This window comes from Streptomyces sp. NPDC047525, from assembly GCF_040643025.1.
Lineage (GTDB): Bacteria > Actinomycetota > Actinomycetes > Streptomycetales > Streptomycetaceae > Streptomyces > Streptomyces durmitorensis.
The window spans coordinates 51,254-76,753 of sequence record NZ_JBEYTL010000029.1; the positions used below are offsets into that span (position 1 = coordinate 51,254).

Here is a 25,500-nt window from a genome sequence, read left to right on the forward strand (position 1 = left end):
TGCTCATGGTTGACGCCCCTTCTGCGCGGCGGTGGCGAGGGTGAACGCGTCGACGTCGAAGAGGTTGCCCTGACCGCTCGGCCCCTTGAAGACCAGCACGAGGTCCGTGGTCCCCGACGGTGCTCCGGACAGGTTCGCCGTGACGTCCTGGTAGTTCTCCCAGCCACCCGTCACGGGCACGGCCACCGAGCCGAGCTGGGTGCCGGTCGGTGAACCGGCGCGGATCTCGATCGTGCCCCCGGCGCCGCCCGAGGCGATGCGGGCCGTGAACGACTTCGCGTCGGCGAGTGCGTAGGGCTTGAAGGAGATCCAGTCGCCGTCGTCGGTGAAGCCGACGGTGTTGGCGCCTTCCGCGGCGCCGTGCCCGGCGATCTGGATGCCCGACTGGGCGGTGAAGTGCTCGGCCTGCCGGTGGCGCGGCTGCAAGGCTCGCAGGCTGTGCGTGGTCAGGCCGGCCTTGTCGGTGTACTCGGCGTCGAGGACCCCGTACAGATTGGCCGCGCTGTCGTGCTCGCCGTCGGCCGGCACCGTGATGCTGCCGCTGCAGCCGTTCTTGGACGTGATGGCGTGCGAGTGGCTGTCGTGCCCGAGGAGATAGGTGACCTTGACCTTCGCGCAGTCGATCGCGCCGTCCTCCGGATCGCTCACCGAGACCTCGAAGGGAACGGTGTCGCCGAAGGAGAACAGCTTGCCGTCAGGGGGTTGTCGGAGGGAGATGGTGGGTGCGGTGTTGCCCGCGGTCACCACAAGGCTTGCGCTGCCGGTCAGGCCCTCGGGATCCTTGACGGTGAGCGTCGGCCGGTAGGTCCCCTTCGTGGTGTACGTGTGTGAAGGGCTGGCCTGGGTCGAGGTGGTTCCGTCGCCGAAGTCCCAGGAATAGCCGAGGGATTGACCCTCGGGATCGGAGCTGCCCGCGGAGGAGAACTGCACGGTCAACGGCACGGCGCCGGAGGTCTTGTCGGCGGCGGCCTTGGCGATCGGGCTGCGGTTGGTCCCGCCGAGGTACTCGATGCGGTACAGGGCCTGGTTGTTGCTCCCGGTGCCGTAGTCGAGGACGTACAGGGCGCCGTCCGGGCCGAAGTCGCTGTCCATGACCTGGGTGCCGGTCCACGGGAAGTCCTCGATGGTGCCCCGGGATCCGTCGGACCTCACCTCGATCGACTTGATCCATTTGCGGCCGTACTCGGTGGCGAAGAAGCGGCCGTCGAGGGACTGCGGGAACTTCACCGACGATTCCAGATCGGGGTCATAGCGGTAGACCTCGCCGCCCATGGGGGACTCGGAACCGGTGCCCAGCTCCGGCGGCGACCCGTCCCAGCCGTACTTGATCCAACTGGCCTGCGCCGGAGGGAGCTTGGACAGTCCGGTGTTGCGGAACGAATCGTTGGCAGGACCGCCCGCGCAGTCGTACTTGGCGCCGGATGGACCGCTGGGGAAGGTGTACGCGTTGTACGTCTCGGCTCCGGTGTTCGTGCCGGTGCAGTACGGCCAGCCGAAGTTGCCCGGGGCGGTGATGCGGTCGAACTCCACCTGACCGCCGGGTCCCCGGTTCGCGTCGCCGCCGCCGGCATCGGGGCCGTAGTCGCCGAGGTAGACGACGCCGGTCTTCTTGTCGACGCTCATCCGGAACGGGTTGCGGAAGCCCATCGCGTAGATCTCGGGCCGGGTGTTCGCGGTGCCGGGGGCGAAGAGATTGCCGGAGGGGACGGTGTAGCCGCCGGCCGCGGTCGGCTTGATGCGCAGCACTTTGCCGCGCAGGTCGTCGGTGTTTCCGGAGGAGCGCTGGGCGTCGAACTGCGGGTTGCGGTCCGTCCGTTCGTCGATGGGCGCGTAGCCGGAGGAGTCGAACGGGTTGGTGTCGTCGCCCGTGCTGAGATACAGGTTCCCGGCGGAGTCGAAGTCGATGTCGCCGCCCACATGGCAGCACTGGCCGCGGTCGTTGGCCACTTCGAGCACGACCTTCTCGCTGGCCATGTCGAGGGTGTGGTCGGCCTTGAGCGTGAACCGGGAGAGGTTCAGATGGCCCTTCCACCGCTCGAAGTCGGCGGCGGTCCCGGTGGTGGGCGCGTCACCGGACGGGGTGTCGAGCTTGGGGGAGTAGTAGACGTACACCTGGCGGCTGGAGGCGAAGTCCGGGGCGGCGGATATGCCTTGCAGCCCCTCCTCGTCGTGGGTGTAGACGTCCAGCTTTCCGGCCTGGGTGGTGTTCCCTGCGGGGTCGGTGTATCTGACCGTGCCGTCGCGGGCGGTGTGCAGCACCGAACGGTCGGGCAGCACGGTGAGGGACATCGCCTCACCCAACTCGGCTGCGCCTGTGGCCAGTTGGACCTGTTGGTAGTCCGCGGGCGGGATGTCCCGGACGTCCGCGCCCGCGGGGGCGGCAGCGGTGGCGGTGAGCCCGGAGAGCATGAGTGCGAGCGCGGCGAGCAACGTGAGCCCTGGACGAGGGCGTGGGGACATGGGGCATCCTCCTGACGCTTGGGGGTGTGTCAGGCAGGGCGCGCGCCGGCCGCGCTTGCTGCGGTGATCGAAAGCTGGTGAGCGCGTAATGAAGTACGGACTTCAGTACGGACTGACGGGCCGATGCATGCATGAATTGCGCGTTCGGCACAGGAAATTACGCAGAAGTGCGAGCGCTTTGCATCCTGGCGACCGCCCCCCAATATGTCAAGGCCCTGTCAAAATGCGCTCCCCAGTGACGCTCAGCGCCGGCGCCCGTGTCCCCGTCCGCGTGCGGACCACCCCGACCCCATGCCGCCCGAGTGCAGAGCGAGCAGGGCGAGGCCGACCAGCATAAGACTCGTCGGGCTGAAGACGGCTTCGGTCGACGTCTCGGTCGCGTGAATGATGAAGGCGATGACGAACAGCACGGCCGCCGCGAATGCCAGCATCTGTCTTCTCCTGCCGATGAACGGCGCGCTACCGGCGGTTCCGGTGGCTGCGCCGATCGTCGACGAGTGCCCCGCTCACCACTGATCACGCCTGCACGGGTTGCGTCTTGCGGTCCCACGAGGTGGTCGTCGTGCCGCTGCCCTCCGTGGGTTTGTGGCTGGTGGAGGGCAGCGGTGGTGGGCGGCGCGGGATCACCGCGTGTGCGGCATCAGGGGCAGGTGACGAGGATGACGGAGACAGCGGTGCAGGTGACGGCCGCGCTGTCGTTGGCGGGGTTGGTGTCGGTGGGTGCGGAGGCGGTGCGCAGGCCGGTGACCTTGACCTTGCCGAGGGTCAGCAGGTGCAGCGGGACGCGGAAGGTCTTGTTCACGCTCGCGTTGTCGGCGATGGCTCCGTAGGTGCAGGTCACCGTGGAGGCGGCGACGGTGCATCCGGCGGAGAGGTTCGTGGCGGAGGCACCCGGCGGGAGCGCGGCGGTCAGGGTCGCGGAAGTGACGGCGTCGGGACCGGTGTTGTGCGCGGTGAGGGTGTAACTCAGGTAAGGCACCAGGAGGCCAAGGTTCGGCTTGGCGGTGAGGTCCACGTCGATGTCCGCCTCCTGCGCCGTTGGCGGCGCGGGAACGAAGGCGATGCCGTAAGGGCTGTTGAACCCGCTGATGGTGGCGGTGACGGCGTTGGTCGCGGTGTCGATCACCGAGACGGTGTCGTCAGCTCGGTTGGTGGCGTAGACGGCCGTGCCGGACGGGTTCACCTCGATCTTGGCCGGGCTGTCGCCGACCGGGACGGTCGCCGTCACGGTACTGGTCGCCGTGTTGATCACCTTCACGTCGTCGCTGCCGGTGCTGGTGACGTAGGCCCGAGTGCCGGAGGGGCTGAACGCGACGCCGTTCGGTCCGGCTCCGACCGGGACGGTGGCGCTGACGGTGTTGGTCGCGGTGTCGATGACCGAGACCGTGGTCCCGTCGTTGTTGGTGACGTACGCGTTGGTCCCGGACGGGCTGACCGCCACTCCGGAGGGCCCGTCCCCGACCGGGACGGTGGCGCTGACGGTATTGGCCGCTGTGTTGATGACCGAGACCGTGTCGTCTCCGTTGTTCGTCACGTAGGCGGTGGTGCCCGACGGGTTCACCGCCGTCCCGTTCGGTCCGGCTCCGACCGGGACGGTGGCGCTGACCGTGTTGGTCGCGGTGTCGATGACCGAGACGGTGGAGTCGGAGAGGTTCGTGACGTACGCGCGGGTCCCGGACGGGGTGAACGCCACGGTGAGGGGGTTGCTGCCGACGGGGATGGTCGCGGTGACCGCGTCGGTCCCGGTGTCGAACGCCGAGACGGTGCCGTCGTCGAAGTTGGTGACGTACGCCTGCGTGTCAGCCGGGTTGACCGCCACACCGGTGGGATTGCTGCCGACGCTGATGCTGCCGGTGATGGTGTTGGTGCTCGTGTCGATCACCGAGACGGCGTCGCCACCGAAATTGGAGACGTACGCCTTCGGGCCGGCATCGGCATGAGCGGGCTCGGTGAGCGCCGCCACGCCCGTCAGCGCCAGCGCGCCGGCGGCAGCAAGCGAGGTCAGGCGGCGCCGCCGGCGGGACTGGGTGCGGCGGGGTCTGGAGAGTGCAGAAATCAAGGGACTTCCCCCTTCATCGGTTCCGCACCCTGACGGCAGATCCGAAGGACCCCGGGAACCGGCAGCGGTGCGGTGGCGCAGGCCCCACCCACCAGCGGTCCACTCAACCACCGAGCGCCGGGGCCCCGTACATCGCGCACCACCGCGGCAAGAACAGGGCCGCAACAGCCTTACCCCGCGCGAACACCGGCAGAGTCGGAGGCCGGCGAAGTCATGAGAATCATCCCGCTCCCTCACCGGCCTCGGAGCGGAACCTCACAGTCGTCCGCATTCAGTCAAAAGCTGACCGCCCGGCGTCTTGACGCCACGTCGTCGGCGTGGCCGAACCTGCCCCGGGAAACAGCGCCTAGGCCGGGCAGGACACGTCGCGCACGGGCAGTCGGCCGTCTGCCAGATAGGCGTTGACCTGTGCGTCCGCGCACGTGCTGCCGTAATCGCCGTAGATCCCGTGCTGGTTGGCCCCGGGCAGGGTCACCAGGCGAGAACGGGACCACCGTTCGCGCACCTGGCGCGCGCCGGAGTAGGTGGTACGGGTGTCGCCCGTGGCATTGACCAACAGGGCCGGCACGTCGTTGTCGACCACGGTCGGAGCCTCCGCCGGACCGTCCCAGAATTCGCATGCCGTGATGTTGTACGAGAGCGGGGCGGCGAAGGGATGCTTCTTGCGGCCGGCCTGGATGTCACGCCAGTAGGTCTCGGTCCCGCGCTGCGTCGCGACATCTCCGCACAGGATGGCGGCCTGCACGCTGCCCTGCTGAGAACCGGCCTTGGTGGTCATGGCTGCCAGAAGCTCGGACAACCCCGCTCCGGGCTCGACGTGCTGACCGTCGGCGGCACGCGCGAGGGTTCGGGTCGCGGTGGCCAGCTCGGCCCGAGGCTTGTCGAGATCGCTGCCCAGGCCGCTGAAATAGACGAGGGGAACGAAGTGTTCGTCGACCCGGAAGTCGCCGACCCGTAGAGGCTTCTCGGCCGCGGCCCGCTGGATGCCGCGCACGGTGGTCAGCACGGCGTCGGCGGTGCGGCCCAGGGCGTAGGTGTCGTGCCGGGCTGCGGTCCAGGCCGCCCAGGCGTGCAGCGCCCGCTCGTTGGCTTCAGTGGAGTCGGCGAGCAGCGTCTGGGTGTACCGGGCGGGGTCGATGACACCGTCCAGCACCATGCGGTCGGTGCGGCCGGGGAACAGCTCGGTGTAGACCTGACCGAGGTAGGTGCCGTACGAGTAGCCGAGGTAGGAGATCCGCTGTGCGCCCAGCGCGGCTCGGACGACGTCCATGTCCCGGGCGGTGTTGCGCGTGCTGACATGGGGCAGCACATCTCCGTTCGTCTCCCGGCATCGCTCGGCCAGGTCGCGCTGACGGGCGACCGAGTGCTTGAACCCCGCCCGACCTTCACCGGCCGAGAAGACGGTGGAACCGACGTCCCAGCCGCAGTCCAGCGGCGTGGAGCGGCCGACGAAGCGCGGGTCCACGCCGATGAGGTCGTACTTCTTCGCCACCTTCCCCATGGCCGCGCCGACCGTGAGTGGCATGTCGAGACTTGGCCCGCCAGGGCCTCCGTTGTTGAGCAGTAGTGGGCCGACCCGGTGTGCCGGATCGGCGGCGCGTACCCGGGAGATGGCGACGGTGAGGGTTCGGCCGCCAGGGTCGGTGTAGTCGAGCGGCACGGTGAGGTCGGCGCACTGGGCGCCCGCGGCGTCGAGCTTGCGGCCGGTGGTGTCGTCGGGCCCCAGGGTGCAGTCGTGCCAGTCGACGTCCTGGGTGAGATATTGCCCGAGCCCCGACGGCTCCTTGGCTGCAACTGAGGCCGTGGCGGCGGACGTTCCCGCTGCCACAGCCAGCATCACGACACCGGCAACGGCTGCTTGCCCACTTCTGGTCATCTGCATGTACCGCACGCTAGGCGCGCCGTCGCCCGCTTTCGCTGCGGCCACCCCCCGATTCGTGCCTAGGGATAGCCCTACCGCGAGGCGGTGGCACGGGGAGCCTCGGCCCCGCGGATACCGTCAGTGCCCCATGCCTCCACCACCGTCCACGGGTACGACAGCTCCGGTGATGTAACTGGCATCGGGGGACGCGAGAAAGGCGATGGTCGCGGCGATCTCCTCGGGGCGAGCCAGCCGGCCCAGGGGTATCTGCCGGACGAGGCTCTCCCGTTGCTCATCCGTGAGGCTCTCGATCATCTGCGTCTCGGTGAGGCCGGGTGCGACGACGTTGAAGGTGATGTTGCGGGAGCCGAGTTCGCGGGCCATGGAACGGGCGAAGCCCACAAGACCGGCCTTGGACGCGGCGTAGTTGGCCTGACCGCTCTCACCGCGCAGAGCGACGGCTGAGGAGACCAGCACGACGCGCCCGGACCTGGCCCGCAGCATTGCCTTGCTCGCTTGCTTCACCACGCGGAACACGCCGGTGAGATTCGTGTCGAGGACGGACGTGAAGTCGTCCTCGCTCATGCGCATGAGCAGTTGGTCCTTGGTGATGCCGGCGCTGCACACCAGTACTTCCACCGCACCGTGTTCGTTCTCCACCTCTTTGAAGGCGGCCTGTACCTGGGCGGTGTCGGTGACATCGCACCGGATGGCGAACAGTCCCTCAGGGGGTTCACCGGTGCGGTAGGTGACGGCAACTCGGTCGCCTGCCGCGTGCAGAGCGCGGGCAGTGGCCAGGCCGATGCCGCGGTTGCCGCCGGTGATCAGGACGGAGCGGGACATGGGGGATCCCCTTCTGGAAGTGCTGCTTCTGAAAGTGCTGCAGAGATGGTGAGTCGATGCAGGTCAAAGGATAGATCCGGGCATGACGGAGCAAGTCAACTGCCTGCTGATGATCGCTGCCGAATCCATCACGGCCCCCGCCAAGCGGTTGCGGACCGTGGGACTGCGCATCTGGCTGTGTGCGGCGAGAAGGCTGACCGCACCGGCCACGGTCGAGCCCCGCCAGACCGGTGCCGCGATCGCGTCCCTGCCGAGCAGGGGAGATGGGCCCACGGCGTATCCGTCCTGGCGGATGCGGGCGAGCTGAGGCCGCGCCGCGGTGATGTCCCCGAGGCAGGCCAGGATGGCCCACCCCGGAGGGTCTGTGTCGAGCGGAGCACGCCACAAGGCCTGAAGTGACGCATGCGGGGTGGCCTGAAGCTGCTGTGCGTGTGCGCCGAGAGCCTGCTCTGCGCGAATACGCATCGGCTTCCCGATCAACAGCGGCGCGTAGGCCAGAGCGATTTGGCCGGTGCGTGACTGTAGTGTGATCAGCTCGGCGCGAACCGTAGCCGAACCCGTGCTCATCGGTGGACCAGACGAATCTGAGAAGGAGCCGGAGAACAAATGCGGTGCCTCTGCAAGGGAGTAGTGGCCGCGCGGCCCTCGCCGCTCCAGGGCTCCCTCGCCGACCAGCGCTTGGACGTAGCGATAGGCGGTGGGGGCGGGCAAACCCGCCCGGGCGGCGATGGAGGACAGCGGATGGGCGCCGTCGCCGAGTTGCTGCAGCGCGCGCAGCACCGCGAGGGTGCGCGCCACGGAAACGCCATTGCCCTCCGACGGTCTGACGGCAGTCGTCTGCAACAACGCGCATTCCCCCTGGCAGTTGAGGATCGCCGCGTCTTCCACTGCACGAGCAGATCCGAACGCCCATTGTCGCTACCGCCCCATGGGCACCACCAGGACCAGCTTTTTCCTGTCAGTGAATTTCAGGAAAGCGTTCTTCCGGTATATGGGTCGGGCGTGGACGGCGCTCAGCGCAGGAGAGGGTGAACGGTGGACAACAAGGCAGCGTTGCGGCAACTGCTGCAGTGGAAGCGGAAACAGGTGGATCCCTCAAGTCTGGGCTGGCCTCCCCGCACCGGTCGTGGCCGCCGTTCCCCGGGTCTCTCGCAGGCCCAGGTCGGACAGCTCCTCTACGTGTCCGAGCGGACCTACGCGCAGCTCGAACGCGGCGAAATGCCGTCCCCCACACCTGAGTTCCTCGACCGAGTCTCCAACGTCCTGCAGCTGAAGGAGCGGGAGAGGATCGCGCTCTACGTCTATTCGGTCGGTCACGAGCCACCCCACCCGCAGGATCCGCTGGCCGGCACGAACGTCCACCCGGCGTGGAAGGTGGCGGTGGAGGCCATGGCGGGCCAACCGTGCTACGTCAACGACGTCGCCTGGAACGTCCTTGCCTGCAACGAAGACTTCCTTCGCATGTTCCCCCGCCCTCACGGAGCCGAGCCGGTACTCCCCGAGAGGAACCTCATGCGCTACATGCTGCTGCGGGAGGACGTCAGGGAGCATCAGATGGTCAACTGGGAGACCCAGTGGGCGATACCGCTCACCGCCCAGCTGCGGACCGCTGTGGCCGCGCACCCGGAGAACGCCGATCTGCAGCAGTTGGACCAGGAGGTCGACGCGGATCCGGTGGTCCGCCCCCTCTACAGGGACCGGCATGTGGCACACGTCCACCCCAACGGCGACACACGGAAGATGCGGTATCACGCATACGGGGGCCCGGACGAAGAGGCGTACTTGGACCAGTGCTGTATCCATCACGCTCCCTCCCGGGTAGGGGATGTCACCATGTGCACCGCCATGCCGCTCGGTTCGCCGGGGGCGAGATTCACCATGCTCGTGTTCAACCCCGACCCCCCTCGCGGTGCGATCAAGGGGTGAGTGACCCGTTGGCGACCTTCCGCAGAGCGGAATCACGGGCCGTGCGTTTCGGTGGTTGAAACGGGCGCCGAGTCTGGCGGTCCATAGGTTGCGCCTGGTCAAGTCGCTGAGTTGGATGGTCACTCCTGGACGCCGAACCCCGGCGGGTGTGTGTGCCCAGGACACCGAACCGGTCGCCTCCGGCCATCCCATGTTCGGTCGGGGTGCCGCCCGACGCGGCAGGCGGCACCCCACTCCACTCTCTCGGGCTGCTGGGGTATGCCGTCAGGCGACAGGAAGCCCCGGTTCGGTGCGACGGTTGAAGGCCCACCGGGCGGCTCCATGCGCCAACTCCATGACACTGTGACCCAGGATCTCGCCGCGCAGATGGCGGTACTCCATCGCGATCACAATCATGAGGCGCTCAGGAAGGCCGAGCTGCGGATAGAAGCCGCGCCGGAAGATGTCATCCATGGCTTCCTCAACGGTCAGACCATCTTCGAAACGCAGTCGGATCTCGCGCTGCGCGGCGCGCAGATAGTCGATGTGCTCGCGCACGTCACCGGGACCCTTGAGCCCGCCATGACCGGGGATGATGATCCTGGGTGATAGGCCCAGGATTGTTTCGTTGGCGTCGATGACGTTCTGTATCGGACCCGACCAATGCGGAGGGTGGTCGTCGGGGAAGAAGACGTCGCCTGCGCAGACGACATCGCCGACACGGACGATCAGGTCGCCCGTGTGATGCGCGGGCCCGACCTCGAAGAGCTCGACCTCCAACTTCCCGACCGTGAAGGTGTGGTGGCCGCTGAACGTCTTCGTGGCGATGGGCTCGCGGGCTGAGAGGAAGTCGAACACGCCGAAGTGACGGCGGAAATACCAGCCCAAAGGATCCTCGGGCGACGTCTCGTGCAGCAGGCGGTGCATGTCCTGAGGAGTCGGCTCCTCGTGCTGGTGCTCGGAACCGGACTGCGTGGAGATGACGCTCGCGCCGGGGAACATGTGGTTGCCCCAACTGTGGTCGCCATTGGCATGCGTGTTGACCACCGTCGACACCTGGCGCCCGCCCAGGACCGGACGGGCAGCCTGGATCATCGCATCCGTGAGCGGCCCGTCATACGGGGTGTCGATGAGCGCGGCCTCATCGCCGGAAATGATCCACAGGCAGTTCGCGTACCCCCAACCACCGCTGCGGTAAGGCATCCACACATGCAGGCCGGAAGTGTTCGGGATCGGAACGAGCCGACTAGGGAGGTCCATTCAGACATTGTCGCGGACGACGCCCGTCACATCTTGTGGCCTCGAACACATCACGCCGCGAGGTGGCCTACGAGGCCGACGCCCTTCTTGAGCGCGCCTCCTCGCTCGACGGCCCCTTGTGCCTGCCACGCGCCCGGGCGTGACCGACGCGATCACGTGGAGATCCAAGGGCGGTGCTGCGGGACCCGAGTGGCACGCGGTGTTCACGGGTAGAGCGGGGTGGACCGGCGAAGCGATGAGAGAACTTCCGGACTGACAGCCGCCGCATGGGATGCGGCGGCTGCCTGTCATGGACTGGACATTCGCGCATCCTCGTGGTGCGCCAGGAGAAGGGCGACGACGCCATGAACAGATCCGCCTTCAAGGGCTCGGTCCGGACGAGCATCACGCTCGGTGCCGCCCTGGCGTCGACCGTGCTGTGCGCCACGGCGAGTGTGGCTGTGCCAGGGGACGCGGGCGGGGCCACGGCGACGCCCTCCGTCACGCGCGTGAGCGCCGAACGTGCCTGCCCCGTCGTGTACTTCGACCTGGGCGAGACCCTTGTGCACACCGCCGAGGACGGCGGCACCAGCTACCAGGCCGGCGCGGCCTCCTATCTGCGAGCCCTGCGCGAACGCCACATCAGAATCGGCCTGATCACCAACGTCCCGTCCTCCTGGGGCACGACCGACGCCGAGCGTGCCGCCAGGCTGAAGAAGGAGGTCGATGCCACGTGGCGGGGCTCCGAACCCTTCGCCTGGAAGGACTTCGGCGACCGGATCTTCACTCCCCGGACGGAAGCGGAACGCAAACCGGCTCCCGCCCTCTGGCAGCGCGCGAAGGCCGACTCGGGCCGCTGCCGAGTCGTCTACCAGGCGGAGACGGCCGAGGAGGTCCATGCCGCGGCGTCGCTCGGCTATGTGGCGTACCAGGTCGCCCGGCCCCACCGGCCCGCGTTCCTCCCGGTCCGGCTGATCGAGTTCCTCGGCGGTCGTTCCCGCTGACCGGAGTTGGCGAGCATCGGGCCCGCTGACGTGCGCACCTTTCGCGGGTGCGTACGTCAGCGGGGCAGGCGGCGGCCCCGCTGTGCGGCTGCGTGTCAGCCCCGCGGCCTACGGCGTCCACCTTCGGTCAGCCGGTCCGTGCCGCCTGCGTCGTGAAGGGACTCCCTGCCGGGTCCCGTCTCCGGGGCAGCGCGGGCGGTCGGGACTTGCCTGTCCGCGTCCGTCGTGTCCGGACCCTCGGCCCCGGCCGGGAGCTCTCCCGGGGCCGCGACCATCGGGTCCCGCTTCACCATCCCGCTGCGCAGGAACAGTTGGAAGGCCCCCAGCAGCACCGCCGTCGCGAGCGCGCTGTGCCACAGCAGGGCGTCCAGGTGCCCGGCGGAGAGATAGGCGCCCGCGGCGACCGCGGCCAGTGCGCACACCGCACGGTCCACGATGCTCTCGACCGAGAGGAGCGTGGCGCGCGGGGCGTGCGCGGGCACCGCGTCGTTCACCAGCTTGCGCTGAACCGGGTACGCGAAACCGGTCGCGGCGGCGAACAAGCAGAGCAGCGTGACCACGGCCCAGGGTCCGCCGAGCGTCATGGCCGCGAGGGTGCCCGCGAGCGCGAGGCTGAGGATGGAGACCCAGGCGACCGGTGTGAGGCGACGGCTCAGCCACTGGGGGCGGGCCGAGGCCACCGCCTCCGCCACCGTCATCGCGGCAAGGACTCCACCGTGCGAGGCCTCCGCGATGCCGTGGTCAAGCAGGATCGGCTGGAAGAGATTGACCTGGCAGATCCGGGACAGCGTGAAGACCGCGACGCCCTGCACCATCACCAGGGCCAGCCACCGTGAGGATGCGACACAGCGCAGCGCGGAGCCCGCGTCCCGCAGGAAGTCGCCGCCTCTGCGCCCTCCGCTCGTCCGCTCGGCCGCTTTCCCCGTGCCGCCGTCCGCTCCGGCAAGTCGGGGCAGCGCGACGGCACAGGCGAGGGAGCCCGCCGCGCTGAGGGCACTGAGGACGTACGGAGCCGCGTGGGCGACGGACATCAGGGGTCCGATCAGCGGCCAGCACACGACCTTGGCCGCCAGCCCCAGGGCCCGCGCGGTGCCCTCCGCCTTCAGATAGTGCTCGCCGCATTTCTCGGCCTGCAGCCCGTCGTACAGATAGGCGCTTGCGGCACCCGAGGTGAGTGAACGGCCCGCGGCGATGGCGAGGAAGTGGACGAGGAAGCCGGTGTACGAGGCGCTGACCACCGGAGCCAGATTGGCCGCCGTCATGACCACCGCCCCGGCCCGCAGGCAGTTGCGGGTGCCGATCCGGTCGGCGATCAGCCCGGTCGGGATCTCGAACAGGCAGAAGGCCACGTAGTAGATGCTCTGGATGCCGAAGATCTGCCCGTCCGAGAGCCCAGCCGCTTTCTGGTAGGCGTAGAACACCGGCATCCACCACAGCAAGTTGAACAGCAGCTGGAAGCCGTAGTTGAGCCGGATGACCCGACGGGCGGTGTCCGTCAGGCCATGACCCCGCTCTCTGCCGGGGTGCGGACGACCACGTCGCGCGCTCACAGCGCGTACGGGCGGATCTGGACCAGACGGAAGTCGCCCCGCTCGGTCATCAGCCACTCGATGTCCAGCGGCTTGTCCACCTCTGAACCACCGAAGCGCGACCCGCTGAAATGGGACTGCAGGAGCCGCCCGGTCAGGGACAGGTCGGCGAGCCGGGCGCGGGTGTCGGCGGACAGAGCCTCGCCCCAGGAGCCCAGGGCGACGGTGCGGCCGCCGCCCTCCACCGTGTTGTACAGGTACTGCTGGGGCAGGACCGTGCCGTCGACCACCTGCTCCGGGGAGCCGGGGGAGCAGTTGAGGTAGACGTTGCGGAAGTCCTCGCGGCGGGTCGGGTTGCAGGTGACCAGGACACCGCCCAGCGAGGCGGGCACGTACTCCTGGACGATCACACCCATGTAGGTGTCGTCCAGGGAGATGCCGACCTGGTGGCGCAGTCGCACGCTGCGGGGCGACAGCAGAGAGGCCCACACCTGGCGTACGGCTTCCAGGAGTTCGCCGGTGCCGTGGACGGTGGTGACGGAGTCGTAGACGCCCGCCGCGGAGAAGCCCGGAAGGTCCTCGGCGTTGGACGAGGAGCGCACCACCAGACGCCGGCGCGAGTCCGCGGCGGCGGGGAGTGCCTGGCTGATCTGCCGGGTGACGGACTCGGGGACGGGCGCGTGCCGGATCAGGTGCTGGAGTTGCAGGCAGAGGGAGTCCAGCACGTCGGTGGCGTCGAGTTCCAGTGCCATCTTGAGCTTGCCGATGCCCTGTTGGAGGGCGGGGGAGGAGGCGAGGAAATGCTGCTGGAGCGCGAAGGGGAGTGCGACACCTTCCGGGGCGCCGACCGTGGTGGCCACGAAGTCGCCTGCGCTTGCACGCAGTTCGGCCGTGGACGGCGCGTGCAGGCCGAGCCGCGCCGCGAGGTGCCCGTAGAGGTCCTCGCGCGGCGGGCGGGGCCGACCGTAGAAGGCGGTCAGGTCGGCCGTACGGCTGTCGAGTACGTGGTGCAGCTCGCCGAGGTTGGCCGCCTTGGTGCCGTACCGGTCCCGGTCGGTGCTGCGCAGCCGGTGCAGGGCCAGGACGGGGGTGTCCTCGAGCAGGGGCGGTTCGAGGCGAATGCGTTGCTGGTGCCAGGCCGGAGCCCGCAGGTCCGGATCGTGGTCCAGCCGTTCCAGGGAGATCTCGTCCTCGCGCACCCGGTAGCGCACCCACGCGCCGTCCAGCCGGTCTTTCTCGACGAGTTGTTCCAGGTCGCGCACGATCGCGTTGGGTATGCCCCAGCCGGAAGCGAGGACGTTGGTGTGCGAAAGCGGCGTGATCGGCCTGGTGTTGAGGAATCCGGCCACCCGGGGCACGTCGTCCGGCAGGCACGGCATGGCCACGATGTCCGCCCAGCCGAGCCCGGCCTCCGCCGCCGTGTACTCCTCGTGTGTACGGAAGTACCGCAACCGCCCGGTGGCCTCGCCGGGATTCAGCGGCGTCCGGGTCCTGGAGCCGAAGAGCTCGTGGCTCAGGATGCGTGGCACGAGCAATTTGCTGATCGCGGCCAGCTCCTCTTCCTGTCCGTGGTTGGCGGGCTTGAGGAGCACGGGCAGCCGGTCGTCGACGCGTGATCGTACGAACTCGTAGAAGAAGGCGAGCAGTTCACCGTGCATGGTGTCGGCTTCGGTCGTCTCCAGGACGAGGAAGGCGCGTTCACGGCCCTCCGTGTCCTGCTCGGTGTGCAGGGACAGCACACCGAGCAGGAAGCGGCGCCCGGGGTCCATGTAGACGGAGGCGTTGAACGCGTCGAGGTCCGCGTCCAGCGCGGCGAGCTCCATGCCCAGTACGCGGGTGGCGATGTAGTTGACGTGGAAGGGGTGCGCGGCCGTGTCGAGCAGGTGCCAGCTGTTCTCGACGCGGTCGACGACGACCTTGAGGTACGGATGACCGGCCAGGACACCCGAGAGGGTACGGAAGAGCGGAAGGGAGAGGTTCTCGCCGACGACCGTGCGGTCCGTGGCCGGCTCGGCGGAGCCGGTGAACAGGGGGGCGGTCATCGGGAAACCTCCTCGGGCTGCGCGGCGGGCAGGACCCGGGGCAGGGCGTCCACCAGGGTCTCGAAGTCGCGGAGCACCGTCCGCGCGTCGGTGGCGGACAGCAGGCACAGGGCCGCCATGGTGTTGGCGCCCGCGGCCGGGTCGTAGACCGGCACGACGCTGCCGTCGGCGAGTGAACTCTCCGCGACCACCGACAGCTCGCTGCCCCGTCCGAGCGGCACGTCAGCCGCCACCGCCGAGAAGTCCCAGACCTTGCGGTCCTGCCAGGCTTCGCCCTTGCCGTCGACCGCGAGGACGACGAGGGAGCCCGCCGCACCGTGCGCCTGCGCCGGCGTCAGAGCGTGCGCGGGCCACTCGACCGGGCGGCCGAGGAGATGGTCGACGAGCATGCCGATCAGGTCGAGTCCGAACACCTCCTCGACCTGCGGCACCGTCATGGCGCCGCCGAACCGGGCGGCCGTCTCGATCAGCCACATGCTGCCGTCCGCACCGAGCTTGATCTCGGTGTGGGTTCCACAGTCGCGCAGGCCGAGGGCGTCGACGGACTCGCGGGCGAGGGCCACGATCCGGTCCTGGGCGTCCTGGGACAGCAGGGCGGGAGTGATGCCCGCACGCTCGGTGAACGGCTCGACCGTGGGCATCCGGCCGCTGAGGCAGACCGGACGGAACACGCCGTCCGCCACGACCCCCTCGACACTGACGTAGTCGCCCCAGCCGGACTCGTCGAACCAGTCCGCAGCGGTACCGGTCACGATCTGTTCGACCACGAAGTCCGCGTCGGCCTCGGCGACATGGAGCTCCGCGTACCCCAACAGGGCGGATTCGGCCATCACTTCGCGCGATCGACGCCAGGCGGCGGACACCTCGTGCGGGGAACGGATGATCTGGTGCGCGGTGGACCCCGCGCTCCAGGCCGCCTTGAGGAGCAGCGGGAAGGGCAGCTGGACGGCCGCCTCGTGCAGGTCCGCCTCCGTGGCGACCGGTCGGAACTCGGGCTGCGGCAGGCCGTGTTCCTGCCAGGTGCGCCGCATCAGGCGCTTGTCACGGGCGAGCGCGGCGGCGCTGCCCGCCCCCGCAAGGCCGAGCGCCTCGCACGCCTCGGCGACGGCCACGACCGCGTACTCGGAGAAGGTGAACACCGCGTCCGCGCCCACGGCCCTGGCCTGCGAGACGATCAGGGACACCAGGTCGGAGCGCTGCGCATCGGTGGGTGTCACCACCGAGGCGCACAGTGTCCGGGCGGCATCCGCCGCCGTGGGAGGAAGAGCGCTGAGCGTCAGAAGATGCACTTCCGCCCGCGCGGCCGCCCGGGACAGGACGTGACCGAGCGGCGGACCACCCTTGGCATGCACTAACAGCACCTTGCTCATCGAGGTTCGTCTCCATACATCCGGTTGGTACGTGGCGTGGTGTCGTACAGATCGGTGACGCGCGTAGAACACGAGGGATCATCGGGCGTACGTTGCAGGGCGTGTTCACCCGCACACTCAAGGGGACCAGTCGGCAGGCACCCGCGAACGCCACCTGAGGCGCCCGCGCCTCAGGCAAATGCCTGAGTCGCAGGCCGTGTTGGGCCACCTCACGCTCCGCGAGAGATCGCAGGCTGCTCGCGACACCTCGCGGGCAGCCACCACTTCGGCCGAGAACCGAGCATGCGTGAGTCCGGGACGGGATACGCCTCGCGTGATGACTGTGCGTCAAGTAGCCGTATACGGACGGAGAGACCGCTGTGGACGATTCCAGGCTCAAGGCACTTCTCGAGCACCTTCCCGTCTTCTGGTGGGAGGTCGACGAGCCCTGGCAGGCGCTGGAGAGCGGAGGCGGTGCCTTCGCCGACACCGGTAGGGCGCAGCGCTTCCTGGAGCGGATGCAGCAAGAACGCGCGGCCCCGGGGCACCAGCCCGAGGAAGACCGCCGGCAGGCCCACCCCGAAGCCCCGCGCCGGTACGCGGCTTTCGCCGATCTCATCGACCGCGCCCCGGCCGCCGCCTTCATCCGCGACCGGGACGGACGCTACCTGTGGGCCAACCATGCCTACGCGCACCTCTACGGCACCACTGCGGAGGAACTCGCCGGCAAGTGCATCGAGGACTTCGACGCCCCTGCCGAGGCCGTCCGGTTCCGCGCCCTCGACCAGGAGATCCTCAACCGGGGCACGCAGGTGCGCCACACCCTCGGCTACCGCCGCCCGGACGGCAGCGCCGGTCAGGCGGTCGGCCACCGCTTTCCCGTACGGGAGAACACGCAGACCTGCGTCGCCGGAATCTACGTGGACATCACGGACCACCTCCGTGCCAAGGTCCAACGGCAGGAGGCGGAGGAGAACCTACAGGCGCTGCGCGACCACAGCGGCCTGCCCTGCGCACTGCTCTCGGCCGACGGACGCGTGATCGAGGCGAGCGCGGCGGCCGCCGACCTGTTCCAGCTCGGTCTGCCCGACCTCGTGGGCCGCCGCGCACGCACCCTGCTCGCCCCCACCCCTGAACTCGACCGGCTGCACCGCAGATGGAACGGCCTGATAGCGCGCCGCACCAGACGAGTGGAGACATCGGCCGTGCTCGTCGACAGCCAGGGGCAGCACCGCCGCGCGCAGCTCCACCTGACGACGGTCGGCCATTCCGCAGCCCGTGCCCGGCATGTCTGGGCCGTCATCACCCACCAGAGCCTCGCCCACGAGGCCCACCCGTCGCTCACCGCCGCGCAGGTCCGCATCCTGTCCCTCCTGGCGGAGGGCAGCAGCAACAGCGACATCGCCACCTCGCTGAAGCTGTCCCGGCAGACGGTCGACTACCACCTGAGCCGCCTGCGGCAATCCCTGGGCGCCGCCACCCGCCCCGCCTTGGTCGCCCGCGCCTACGTCCTGGGCATCCTCGCCCCCCGAGCCTGGCCCCCGCGCTCCGCCACGGCGGCCCACCCGCTCAGCACCGTCTGACCGTCGGGGTCCTCCAAGTCGGCTGCGCGAGTTGGTCCGTGCGGAAGTCAGCGCACCAAGGCTTGCGCGGCGCTTCACTCCTGCGGGCCCGAGGGCGGAATTCAAGCTGAAGCAGGCCGCGTTCACCGAGTTGCCACCTTCGCACAACCCTTCGTACGCCTCACGAGTCACATCCCCGGAAGCCCTTCCCCTCATTTCCCCCTTCGAGTACCGGAGTTCCATCGTGCGCGTACGTACCCTGACCGCCACCGCAGCCGTAGTGGCACTCACCGCCGCAGGTCTGACCCTGCCGCTCGCCGGGAGCGCCGCGGCTGCCACGACTCCGCGGTTCGACTTCAACGGCGACGGATACGAGGACATCGCGGTCGGCATGCCCGACGCCACGGTGGACGGCAAGGCCAAGGCCGGCTACGTCAGCGTGATCTACGGCGGTCCGCAGAGCCCGAGCGGGTCCACCGGCGTCATCAGCCAGGCCGAGGCCGGCATACCCGGCACGCCCGAGGCGGGAGACCGCTTCGGCTCCTCCGTGGCACCCGTCGACGTGAACGGCGACGGTGTCTTCGAGCTCGTCGTCGGCGCGAGCGGCGAGACGCTCAACTCCGAGCAGCTCGGGGACGAGGGCACCATCACCGTCCTGGACGGCTCGGGGTGGAACGTCAAGGGCACCACCGTGGCCAGGGGCTCGGGCGAGTTCAGCAAGATCGGCAGCACCATCGCCACGGGCGACTACGACGGCGACGGCGACACGGACCTCGCGTACGGCGAGAGCGGCGAGGAGCGCGGCTCGCTCCGGTTCCGCCCGGGCCCGCTGACCGCCGACCCGGTGACCCCCACCACCGTGCGCCAGTACGGCATGGGAGGCGCCACCACCGACCTGGCCACCGGCGACTTCGACGGCGACGGCCGCGACGACCTCGCCGCCACCTGGAAGGGGATGGAGGACTCCAGCACCTTCATCACGCGCTGGGACGACCAGGCCAAGCCCGCCCAGTGGTACGCCGACGCCGACCGCGGCAGCTCGCTGGCCGCCGCCGACTTCGACCGGGACGGCACGGACGACCTGGCGGTCGGCCTCGTACAGCCCAACCCCGAGTCGGAGACCACGCATTGCAGCGACCGGCTCGGTGGTGCGGTGCTCCTGCTCAAGGGCTCGAAGACCGCGGACTTCGGCACCGAGAGCGAGTGCTTCACCCAGTCGAACCCGGAGGTCGGCGGCACCGCCGAGGAGGGCGACGACTTCGGCGCCGCGCTGAGCGCGGGCGACCTGACCGGCGACGACCGTCCGGAACTGGTGGTCGGCGTGCCCGGCGAGGACGTGGGCACCGTGAAGGACGCGGGCGGGTACGTCACCCTGAACGGCACGGAGCACGGCCTCTACGGCGGTCTGGCCCGCAGCCAGAGCACCACGAACATGCCCGGCACGGCCGAGGCCGGGGATCGCTTCGGCGCCCAGGTGGCCGTCGGCGACTACAACCGCGACGGGCTGCCGGACAGCGCGGTGAGCGCGCCCGGGGAGAACGCCGGTGAGCCCAGGTCGGGCGGCGTCTGGTTCGCGCCGAGCAGCACCGAGGAGACGTACCCGCTGGGCAAGTCGCTGACCCCGTTCGGCTTCGCGCTGCCCAACGGGGCCATCAAGTACGGCGAGGTGCTGGGGTTCTAGGCATCCGTCCGCCCTCCAGCACGTGAACTGACCTTCCCGCCCCGCGATGTGGAGTACCTGTGCGCAATAAGAGACTCTCGGCCGCCCTGCTCGGCGCCGTCACCGTCCTCGCGTCGGCGGGGCTCGCCCCTGCGGCGGGCGCGGCGCCGTCGGCGGCCGTCCAGGGGCCCGACTTCAACGGTGACGGGTACGCGGACACCGTGGTCGGCGTGTATCGAGGGGACGTCGACGGCCAGAAGTCCGCCGGCTACCTGCACGTGCTCTACGGCGGATCGAGCGGGGCGGGCACCTTCACCACCTCTGTCAGCCAGGACAGCCCGGGCGTCCCCGGAACCAGCGAGAAGAACGACCGGTTCGGCGGTTCCGTCGCGACGGCCGACGTGGACGGCGACGGCTTCACCGACGTCGTCGTCGGGGCGCCGGGGGAGGACGTCGGCACCGACCCTGCGACGGGCCACGGCTCGGTGGTCGTTCTGCACGGCTCCTCGAGTGGTCTCTTCGAGCGGGCCAGGACCATCGCGCAGGGCTCGGCGGGCAGTGGCGCCGGAGCCTCGCTCGCCGTGGGCGACTTCACCCAGGACGGCGCCGTGGACGTGGCGGTGGGGCTGCCCCACGGGGAGTTCGGCGAGGTCACCCTGCGGCCGGGCCCGCTCACCGAGGACAAGCCGCTGACGCATCTGCTCGACACCGGCTTCGGCGGCACATCGGGCAGGCTGGCGGCCGGGGACTTCGACGGGAACGGCAAGACCGACCTGGCGATCTCCTCGTACTCCAACGACTACTCGCGCACTACCCTGTGGAGCTGGAACGGCTCGGCCCTGCAGGAGTACTGGAAGTCCCCGGCCACCGGCTACGACATGGCCGCGGGCGACTTCGACGGCGACAGCGTGGACGACCTGGCGCTCGGCCACTGCCTGATCACCGCCGAGGCCGCCCGTCCCACCGGGGCATGCGGCCCCGACGCGCTGACCAAGGGCGGCAAGGTGCGGGTGTTCTACGGAGGCGGGGGCGCCGAGGGCTTCGGCACCCGCAACCACACCTTCAGCCAGGACACTCCAGGGGTCGCGGGCACGGCGGAGGATGCGGACAACTTCGGCATCAAGCTGGCCGCGGGCGATCTCAACGAAGACGGCCGGGACGACCTTGTGGCAGGCACGCCAAGCGAGGCCATCGGGACACTGGACCGCGCCGGGTCGGCCACCGTGCTGACCTCGGGCCCGAACGGTCTGCTCGACGCCTCGGGCACCGCCAGGTCGGCGGCCTGGCACCAGGACTCCGCCGGGGTCCCCGGGGCGCCGGAGGTCAACGACGAGTTCGGCTCGGCGCTGGCGCTCGGGGACCACGACGGTGACGGCGACGGGGATGTCACGGTCGGCGTCTACAACGAGAACAGCGCGGAGTACGAACAGAGCCTCAGCACGGGCGGTGTCTGGACCCTGCCGAACGGCGCCGGGGCGGGCTCCAAGGCGCTGACGGCCCGGCTGTTCGGGCTGCGGGGGGCGCTGTACTACGGGCAGGTACTCGGGCGCTGAGACTGCGAGCCTTCGCCGCGTGCGTTCCGGACAGCTGCCCCTCCCTGCGCGTCTCCGGCTCTCAGTTGAAGATGTCCAGGAGGTCCAGAGGGGAGCCGTCGTCGGTGGGGCGGGGCCGCCGCACCGGGAGCGGATCCGGGTAGGTCTCCGCTGCGGCCCTGGCACGGACGATGTCCGGCCCGCCGCACGCCGCGACGGCGAAGGCGCCGAATACCTTGGCGAACGCGGCCGGGTCGCGGAACTCCACGCCGAACGCCCGGCCGTCCCGCAGCGGCACCCACACCACCCGGTCGAACCGTGTCCATTCCAGCACCGGCTGGTCGTCGGCCGTCGACCGCCCTTCCAGCCACAGCCGCGCCACGTGCAGGAGGTTCACCTTCTCCAGCGGCAGCCGCTTGCGCCGCACCCGCAGTTCACGCGTCGTCAGTGCGACGAGCTGGTCCTTCTTCGGGTACCAGACGACGCCGATCCCGAACGGCACCCACAGCAGGATCCCGATCATCGGCCAGACCAGGGCGTCGCCCCACGACCGGAGCAGCCCGCCGTCCAGCAGATACAGGACCCCGAAGACCAGAACCCACTTCGCCGTCATCCGCCAGAACCCGCTGCCTTGCCGGTACAGGACTCGCCGCTTCCCCGTCATCGCCATGCCTGCACGTTAGCCGCCGCCCTCGGCGATCGACGGTGGGGCATCCTCCGGCCCTGTCGCGGACGCGGGCTCCAGCACGAAGACGGGGATCACCCGGTCGGCCTTCTCCTGGTACTCGTCGTACGGCGGATACGCGGCCACCGCGCGCTCCCACCACTCGGCCTTCACGTCCCCGCTGACCTCACGGGCCGTCATGTCCCGGCGTACGGAACCGTCCTGGAGCTCGACGTGCGGATCGGACTTGAGGTTGAAGTACCAGAGCGGGTGCCGCGGGAAGCCGCCGTTCGAGGCCACGGCCGCGTACCGCCCCGCGTGCTCCACGCGCATCAGCGGGATCTTGCGGATCTTGCCGCTCTTCGCGCCGCGCATCGTGACGATGACGACGGGCAGACCCGTGTCCCACAGCGTCGCCCCTTGCGTGCCGCCCGAACTCTCATACAACTCGACCTGTTCGCGCACCCACTGCACCGGATGCGGCCCGTACTCGCCCTCAAGCGGCATCGCGTTCGTCCCATCGTCGCGCGTGCGGACTGTGTTGCGCAGTTCCACACAAGCACGCGCGGATTCACCCTCGCGAGACTGCCGGGCAAATGTCTTGCCCGGCTCGCATCTATGCGCGCTCCATCAGCTCTCGGAGCCGGTTCAGGTCACCGGCCACCGTGTCGGCGTCACGCTCGAAATCGGCGTCGCTTGTCTGTGGCTGCCGGCGCAGGGTGAACACGACTTCGCTCCCTTTGCCGTCACGGATCACACGGACCGGGTTGTAGACGGTTTCCCCGGAGGGCAGCGTGACGTCGTGGTCGAGTACACCCAGTTCGTTGCGTGGCACGAAGGTCACCACGACCCTTCCCATGGGGGAGGATTCCGCAACCCATTGACCGTCGATCCGCTCGATGGAGCCTCCCAGGCCACGGGCCCACGCGGGCAGGTTCACCGGGTCCGACGCAAAGGCGTAGACCTCGTCGACCGTGCGGTCGATGGAGACGCTGAGGTGGCGTGATTCTCTGTCGGTGCTGTTCATGGTCGTGAGGATAGTGAGCCGATGCCGCCGCCTTCTTGAACGAATCGGACTTGCTTGATCCACCGGACAGGCGCCTCATACTGGCCTCGCCTCGGACCCTGCACATCTATGGCCGTATTACTGACGGGTCAGTACGGTGCTGGGCAACCCCCCTTGTACACAGGAGAGTTGGGAGAGCTGCATGATGTCAGCTTTACGCAGACGGCCGGTTGCCGCGGGTGCCGTCCTCGCGGTGGCGGTGCTCGGGCTCCCGGGATCCGCCGCCGCGCAGAGCACGAGCGCGGGCGGCGCCCCAGGCGCGACCCCCTCGGCCCATCTACCGGCGCCGACCGGCGGCAAGGCCTCCAGCGCCGCGAAGCACGAGAAGGACAAGCGCCACCCGGGCCAGGCCATGAAGCGCACGGGTAAGCATGGCGAGATCATCAGCTCGGAGCCGTCCTCGTTCCAGTACACCCCGGGCGTTCCGACCCCCACCAAGGCGTGGAAGATCGTCTACCGGTCGACCTCCGCCGACGGGCGGCACAACAAGGTCTCCGGCACCGTGATCGTCCCCGACGACGGAAGGGTCACCCCTCGTCCGCTGATCACCTACGCCGTCGGCACGGTCGGTCTCGGCGACAAGTGCGCGCCGTCCGCCGGATTCCCGGGCGGTACGACCGCCGAGGCGCCGCTCGTCAACGCCGCGCTGGTCCGGGGCTACGCCGTCGCCGTCACCGACTACGAAGGCCTCGGCACCCCCGGCGACCATACCTACATGGTCGCCAAGGCCCAGGGCAGCGCCGTCCTAGACGCGGCGCGCGCGGCCCAGCGGCACCCGGAGGCGGCAAAGTACGGCGTCTCCGCGAGCGCGCCCGTGGGCATCATGGGCTACTCCCAGGGCGGCGGAGCCAGCGCGAAGGCCGCCGAGATGGCCGCGTCCTACACCCCCGAGCTGAAGGTCAAGGGGACAGCGAGCGGAGGCGTTCCCGCCGATCTCACCAAGGTTGCCGAATCGTTGGAGGGCGGCGACAGCGCCGGGTACCTGCTGATGTCCGCCGTCGGCCAGAACGCCGCCCAGCCGTCCCTGGCGCTCAACAAGTACCTCAACAAGGAGGGCCGCAAGCTGGCCAAGGTGGTGCGCAGCGAGTGTGTCGGTACGGTCCTGGAGGCTGGGCGCGGCAAGAAGATCGAGGACGTCACCACGTCCAACCCGCTGGAGCGGCCGAACTGGCGGAAGGCCATCGCCAAGCAGTTGATCGGCACGAAGCGGACCTCGGCACCGACGTTCGTGTACCACGGGGACGCGGACGAGACGATCCCCTACGCGGTCGGGCAGCAGCTGCGGGCCGACTGGTGCGCGAAGGGCAACGCCGTGGAGTGGAAGTCCTTCCCCGGACAGCCCCATGTGGGGACGGCAATCCAGGGCAACGGCCCGGCACTTGAGTGGCTCGGTCGGCGCTTCGCCGGCGAGCCCACGTCCGGCAACTGCGGGACGTGAGGGCACGGCCGCACTCGCCCCTCCGCCGCCGTCCACGGACGGCGGCGGAGGGGCGCCGTCGCTGCCACCTGGTGCCCTGGCCTCAGGTGTGCTGAGGTGGTGAAAGCCCTGGAACAGCCGCCCTGTGCCCTCGGAGAGCGAACTTGCGCAGCTTGACCTTTGTCATCGGTACGGGCCGCAGTGGCTCCACCGCCCTGTCCCGCATCCTCAACTCCCACCCCGACGTGCTCAGCCTCAACGAGTACCTTGCCTCGGTCGGTGACGTGGCTTTCCCCGAAGGCCAGGTGTCGGGCCCGGAGTTCTGGGAGACCCTGTACCGGCCCACCCCCTACTTCGCGAGCATGATCCGCAGCGGGGTGCTGATGCCGGAGTTTCTCTACACCCGCCGTCCGGGCCGGTACCGGGCGGAGGCCGACGGCATCCCCGCCCTCTCCCTCATGGTGCTGCCCCACCTCACCGACGACCCCGACGGCCTGCTCGACGACATCCGTGCGGCGGTCGTCGGCTGGCCGGAGCGTGCCGCTGCTGCCCATCACGAGGCGCTCTTCGAGTTGCTCGGCGAACGGTTCGGCCGCACCGCCGTCGTGGAGCGCTCCGGATACTCGACGGGCTGGGCGCCGGGGCTTCTGTCCGCCTTCCCCTACGCGAAGTTCGTGCACCTCTTCCGGGACGGGCCGGACTGCGCGCTGTCCATGAGCCGCCACCCCGGGTACCGCACCATCACCTTGATGCGCGAGATCAGGGAACGGACGGGTGTCGACAGCTTCAGCGAACTGACGGAGGAGCAGGTGCGTTCACTTCCACCGGATTTGGCGCCCCTGCTCGGCGACACCTTCGATGCCGCCCTCGTGCGGGACCGGGAATTGCCCCTACGACGGTTCGGCGACCTGTGGTCCGAACTGGTCGTCCAGGGAACACAGTTCATCGACGGCCTGCCTGCCGGTCAGCGCATGACACTCGCCTACGAGGGCCTGCTGGACACACCTCGGGAGGAACTCGCCCGCCTCGCCGCGTTCGTCGGGGTCGAACCGTCCCCACAGTGGCTGGACAGCGCGTGCGCCCAGCTCGACGACAGCCGCCGCGGCTCAGCCCTCAAGCAGTTGTCGGCCGCCGAGCTGCAAGACCTGAGGGACAGCTGCGCTGCGGGCACGGAGGCCCTGGTCGGATGCGGCGTTGGTCACCGGGGCTGACTGCGAGCTGTGATTGCTTGGGTCTACTTGGTGGTGTGGGTGGGGTAGACCTGGACGTCGGTGTAGGCGCCCTTGATGTCGCCTGCGCTCGCGGGCC

The 25,500-nt window shown here is 69.5% G+C and carries 20 protein-coding genes; 7 read left to right on the forward strand and 13 right to left on the reverse strand.

Annotation, left to right across the window (positions count from 1 at the left end):
• Nucleotides 1-3: 3 nt before the first annotated feature.
• The 6 genes from ABZ833_RS43360 to ABZ833_RS43385 all read right to left on the reverse strand — a co-directional run bounded on the left by ABZ833_RS43360 (nucleotide 4) and on the right by ABZ833_RS43385 (nucleotide 8,111).
• A complete protein-coding gene (locus ABZ833_RS43360; RefSeq protein WP_361059071.1) occupies nucleotides 4-2,409 on the reverse strand; it encodes a carbohydrate-binding protein in 2,406 nt (801 codons plus the stop codon).
• A 293-nt stretch (nucleotides 2,410-2,702) separates the two neighbouring features.
• A complete protein-coding gene (locus ABZ833_RS43365; RefSeq protein ID WP_361059035.1) occupies nucleotides 2,703-2,891 on the reverse strand; it encodes a hypothetical protein in 189 nt (62 codons plus the stop codon).
• 209 nt (nucleotides 2,892-3,100) lie between these two features.
• Entirely contained in the window at nucleotides 3,101-4,519 is a 1,419-nt protein-coding gene (locus ABZ833_RS43370) for a beta-propeller fold lactonase family protein (RefSeq protein WP_361059037.1), read from the reverse strand.
• Nucleotides 4,520-4,865: 346 nt separating this feature from the next.
• Complete coding sequence (locus ABZ833_RS43375) at nucleotides 4,866-6,401, reverse strand: alpha/beta fold hydrolase (protein WP_361059039.1); 1,536 nt, start codon at nucleotides 6,399-6,401, stop codon at nucleotides 4,866-4,868.
• Nucleotides 6,402-6,518: 117 nt separating this feature from the next.
• Nucleotides 6,519-7,223 carry a beta-ketoacyl-ACP reductase gene (locus tag ABZ833_RS43380; RefSeq protein WP_361059041.1) on the reverse strand — a complete coding sequence of 235 codons (705 nt, stop codon included), beginning with the start codon at nucleotides 7,221-7,223 and terminating at the stop codon, nucleotides 6,519-6,521.
• Nucleotides 7,224-7,286: 63 nt separating this feature from the next.
• Nucleotides 7,287-8,111, reverse strand: a complete 825-nt coding sequence (locus ABZ833_RS43385; RefSeq protein WP_361059043.1) for a helix-turn-helix domain-containing protein — start codon at nucleotides 8,109-8,111, stop codon at nucleotides 7,287-7,289.
• A gap of 147 nt (nucleotides 8,112-8,258) precedes the next feature.
• Here ABZ833_RS43385 and ABZ833_RS43390 point away from each other — a divergent pair, with 147 nt between their 5' ends.
• Nucleotides 8,259-9,149: a helix-turn-helix domain-containing protein gene (locus ABZ833_RS43390; RefSeq protein WP_361059045.1), complete on the forward strand. Its 891-nt coding sequence runs from the start codon at nucleotides 8,259-8,261 to the stop codon at nucleotides 9,147-9,149.
• Nucleotides 9,150-9,413: 264 nt separating this feature from the next.
• Here ABZ833_RS43390 and ABZ833_RS43395 read toward each other — a convergent pair whose 3' ends face one another.
• Nucleotides 9,414-10,331: an MBL fold metallo-hydrolase gene (locus ABZ833_RS43395; protein WP_361059046.1), complete on the reverse strand. Its 918-nt coding sequence runs from the start codon at nucleotides 10,329-10,331 to the stop codon at nucleotides 9,414-9,416.
• A 401-nt stretch (nucleotides 10,332-10,732) separates the two neighbouring features.
• Between ABZ833_RS43395 and ABZ833_RS43400 the strand changes: the two genes are divergently transcribed.
• On the forward strand, nucleotides 10,733-11,371 hold the full coding sequence (locus ABZ833_RS43400; protein ID WP_361059048.1) for a hypothetical protein: 639 nt from the start codon (nucleotides 10,733-10,735) through the stop codon (nucleotides 11,369-11,371).
• A gap of 95 nt (nucleotides 11,372-11,466) precedes the next feature.
• On the opposite strand, the gene ABZ833_RS43405 is transcribed toward ABZ833_RS43400, so the two are convergent.
• From ABZ833_RS43405 to ABZ833_RS43415, 3 genes are read right to left on the reverse strand one after another with little or no spacing between them, the layout of a single operon-like run.
• Nucleotides 11,467-12,870, reverse strand: coding sequence for an MFS transporter (locus tag ABZ833_RS43405; protein ID WP_361059073.1), 1,404 nt, complete (start codon nucleotides 12,868-12,870; stop codon nucleotides 11,467-11,469).
• Nucleotides 12,871-12,917: 47 nt separating this feature from the next.
• On the reverse strand, nucleotides 12,918-14,942 hold the full coding sequence (locus ABZ833_RS43410; RefSeq protein WP_361059050.1) for a PEP/pyruvate-binding domain-containing protein: 2,025 nt from the start codon (nucleotides 14,940-14,942) through the stop codon (nucleotides 12,918-12,920).
• On the reverse strand, nucleotides 14,939-16,312 hold the full coding sequence (locus ABZ833_RS43415) for an ATP-grasp domain-containing protein (protein ID WP_361059052.1): 1,374 nt from the start codon (nucleotides 16,310-16,312) through the stop codon (nucleotides 14,939-14,941). Before ABZ833_RS43415 ends, ABZ833_RS43410 begins: the two co-directional genes overlap by 4 nt.
• Nucleotides 16,313-16,671: 359 nt before the next feature.
• Here ABZ833_RS43415 and ABZ833_RS43420 point away from each other — a divergent pair, with 359 nt between their 5' ends.
• From ABZ833_RS43420 to ABZ833_RS43430, 3 genes are all read left to right on the forward strand, one after another.
• Entirely contained in the window at nucleotides 16,672-17,874 is a 1,203-nt protein-coding gene (locus ABZ833_RS43420) for a PAS domain S-box protein (RefSeq protein ID WP_361059054.1), read from the forward strand.
• A gap of 223 nt (nucleotides 17,875-18,097) precedes the next feature.
• Entirely contained in the window at nucleotides 18,098-19,534 is a 1,437-nt protein-coding gene (locus ABZ833_RS43425) for an FG-GAP repeat protein (RefSeq protein ID WP_361059056.1), read from the forward strand.
• A 59-nt stretch (nucleotides 19,535-19,593) separates the two neighbouring features.
• A complete protein-coding gene (locus ABZ833_RS43430) occupies nucleotides 19,594-21,066 on the forward strand; it encodes an FG-GAP-like repeat-containing protein (RefSeq protein ID WP_361059058.1) in 1,473 nt (490 codons plus the stop codon).
• Between the two features lie 61 nt (nucleotides 21,067-21,127).
• Here ABZ833_RS43430 and ABZ833_RS43435 read toward each other — a convergent pair whose 3' ends face one another.
• From ABZ833_RS43435 to ABZ833_RS43445, 3 genes are all read right to left on the reverse strand, one after another.
• Nucleotides 21,128-21,715, reverse strand: a complete 588-nt coding sequence (locus ABZ833_RS43435; RefSeq protein ID WP_361059060.1) for a hypothetical protein — start codon at nucleotides 21,713-21,715, stop codon at nucleotides 21,128-21,130.
• Nucleotides 21,716-21,724: 9 nt separating this feature from the next.
• Nucleotides 21,725-22,216, reverse strand: a complete 492-nt coding sequence (locus tag ABZ833_RS43440; RefSeq protein ID WP_361059062.1) for a nitroreductase family deazaflavin-dependent oxidoreductase — start codon at nucleotides 22,214-22,216, stop codon at nucleotides 21,725-21,727.
• Nucleotides 22,217-22,325: 109 nt separating this feature from the next.
• Nucleotides 22,326-22,736, reverse strand: coding sequence for an SRPBCC family protein (locus ABZ833_RS43445; RefSeq protein ID WP_361059064.1), 411 nt, complete (start codon nucleotides 22,734-22,736; stop codon nucleotides 22,326-22,328).
• Between the two features lie 181 nt (nucleotides 22,737-22,917).
• Between ABZ833_RS43445 and ABZ833_RS43450 the strand changes: the two genes are divergently transcribed.
• Both ABZ833_RS43450 and ABZ833_RS43455 read left to right on the forward strand, forming a co-directional pair.
• Nucleotides 22,918-24,213, forward strand: coding sequence for a lipase family protein (locus ABZ833_RS43450; RefSeq protein WP_361059066.1), 1,296 nt, complete (start codon nucleotides 22,918-22,920; stop codon nucleotides 24,211-24,213).
• Nucleotides 24,214-24,365: 152 nt separating this feature from the next.
• Entirely contained in the window at nucleotides 24,366-25,403 is a 1,038-nt protein-coding gene (locus ABZ833_RS43455) for a sulfotransferase (RefSeq protein WP_361059068.1), read from the forward strand.
• Nucleotides 25,404-25,500 lie beyond the last annotated feature (97 nt).

What these genes read in the sequence shown, in the direction of transcription:
- ABZ833_RS43360 (WP_361059071.1), bottom strand. Translation starts at nt 2,409, where the DNA reads ATGCTCTCCGGGCTCACCGCCACCGCTGCCGCCCCCGCGGGCGCGGAC.
- ABZ833_RS43365 (WP_361059035.1), bottom strand. Translation starts at nt 2,891, where the DNA reads ATGCTGGCATTCGCGGCGGCCGTGCTGTTCGTCATCGCCTTCATCATT.
- ABZ833_RS43375 (WP_361059039.1), bottom strand. Translation starts at nt 6,401, where the DNA reads ATGCAGATGACCAGAAGTGGGCAAGCAGCCGTTGCCGGTGTCGTGATG.
- ABZ833_RS43380 (WP_361059041.1), bottom strand. Translation starts at nt 7,223, where the DNA reads ATGTCCCGCTCCGTCCTGATCACCGGCGGCAACCGCGGCATCGGCCTG.
- ABZ833_RS43395 (WP_361059046.1), bottom strand. Translation starts at nt 10,331, where the DNA reads ATGCCTTACCGCAGCGGTGGTTGGGGGTACGCGAACTGCCTGTGGATC.
- ABZ833_RS43400 (WP_361059048.1), top strand. Translation starts at nt 10,733, where the DNA reads ATGAACAGATCCGCCTTCAAGGGCTCGGTCCGGACGAGCATCACGCTC.
- ABZ833_RS43410 (WP_361059050.1), bottom strand. Translation starts at nt 14,942, where the DNA reads ATGACCGCCCCCCTGTTCACCGGCTCCGCCGAGCCGGCCACGGACCGC.
- ABZ833_RS43415 (WP_361059052.1), bottom strand. Translation starts at nt 16,312, where the DNA reads ATGAGCAAGGTGCTGTTAGTGCATGCCAAGGGTGGTCCGCCGCTCGGT.
- ABZ833_RS43435 (WP_361059060.1), bottom strand. Translation starts at nt 21,715, where the DNA reads ATGGCGATGACGGGGAAGCGGCGAGTCCTGTACCGGCAAGGCAGCGGG.
- ABZ833_RS43440 (WP_361059062.1), bottom strand. Translation starts at nt 22,216, where the DNA reads ATGCCGCTTGAGGGCGAGTACGGGCCGCATCCGGTGCAGTGGGTGCGC.
- ABZ833_RS43445 (WP_361059064.1), bottom strand. Translation starts at nt 22,736, where the DNA reads ATGAACAGCACCGACAGAGAATCACGCCACCTCAGCGTCTCCATCGAC.
- ABZ833_RS43450 (WP_361059066.1), top strand. Translation starts at nt 22,918, where the DNA reads ATGATGTCAGCTTTACGCAGACGGCCGGTTGCCGCGGGTGCCGTCCTC.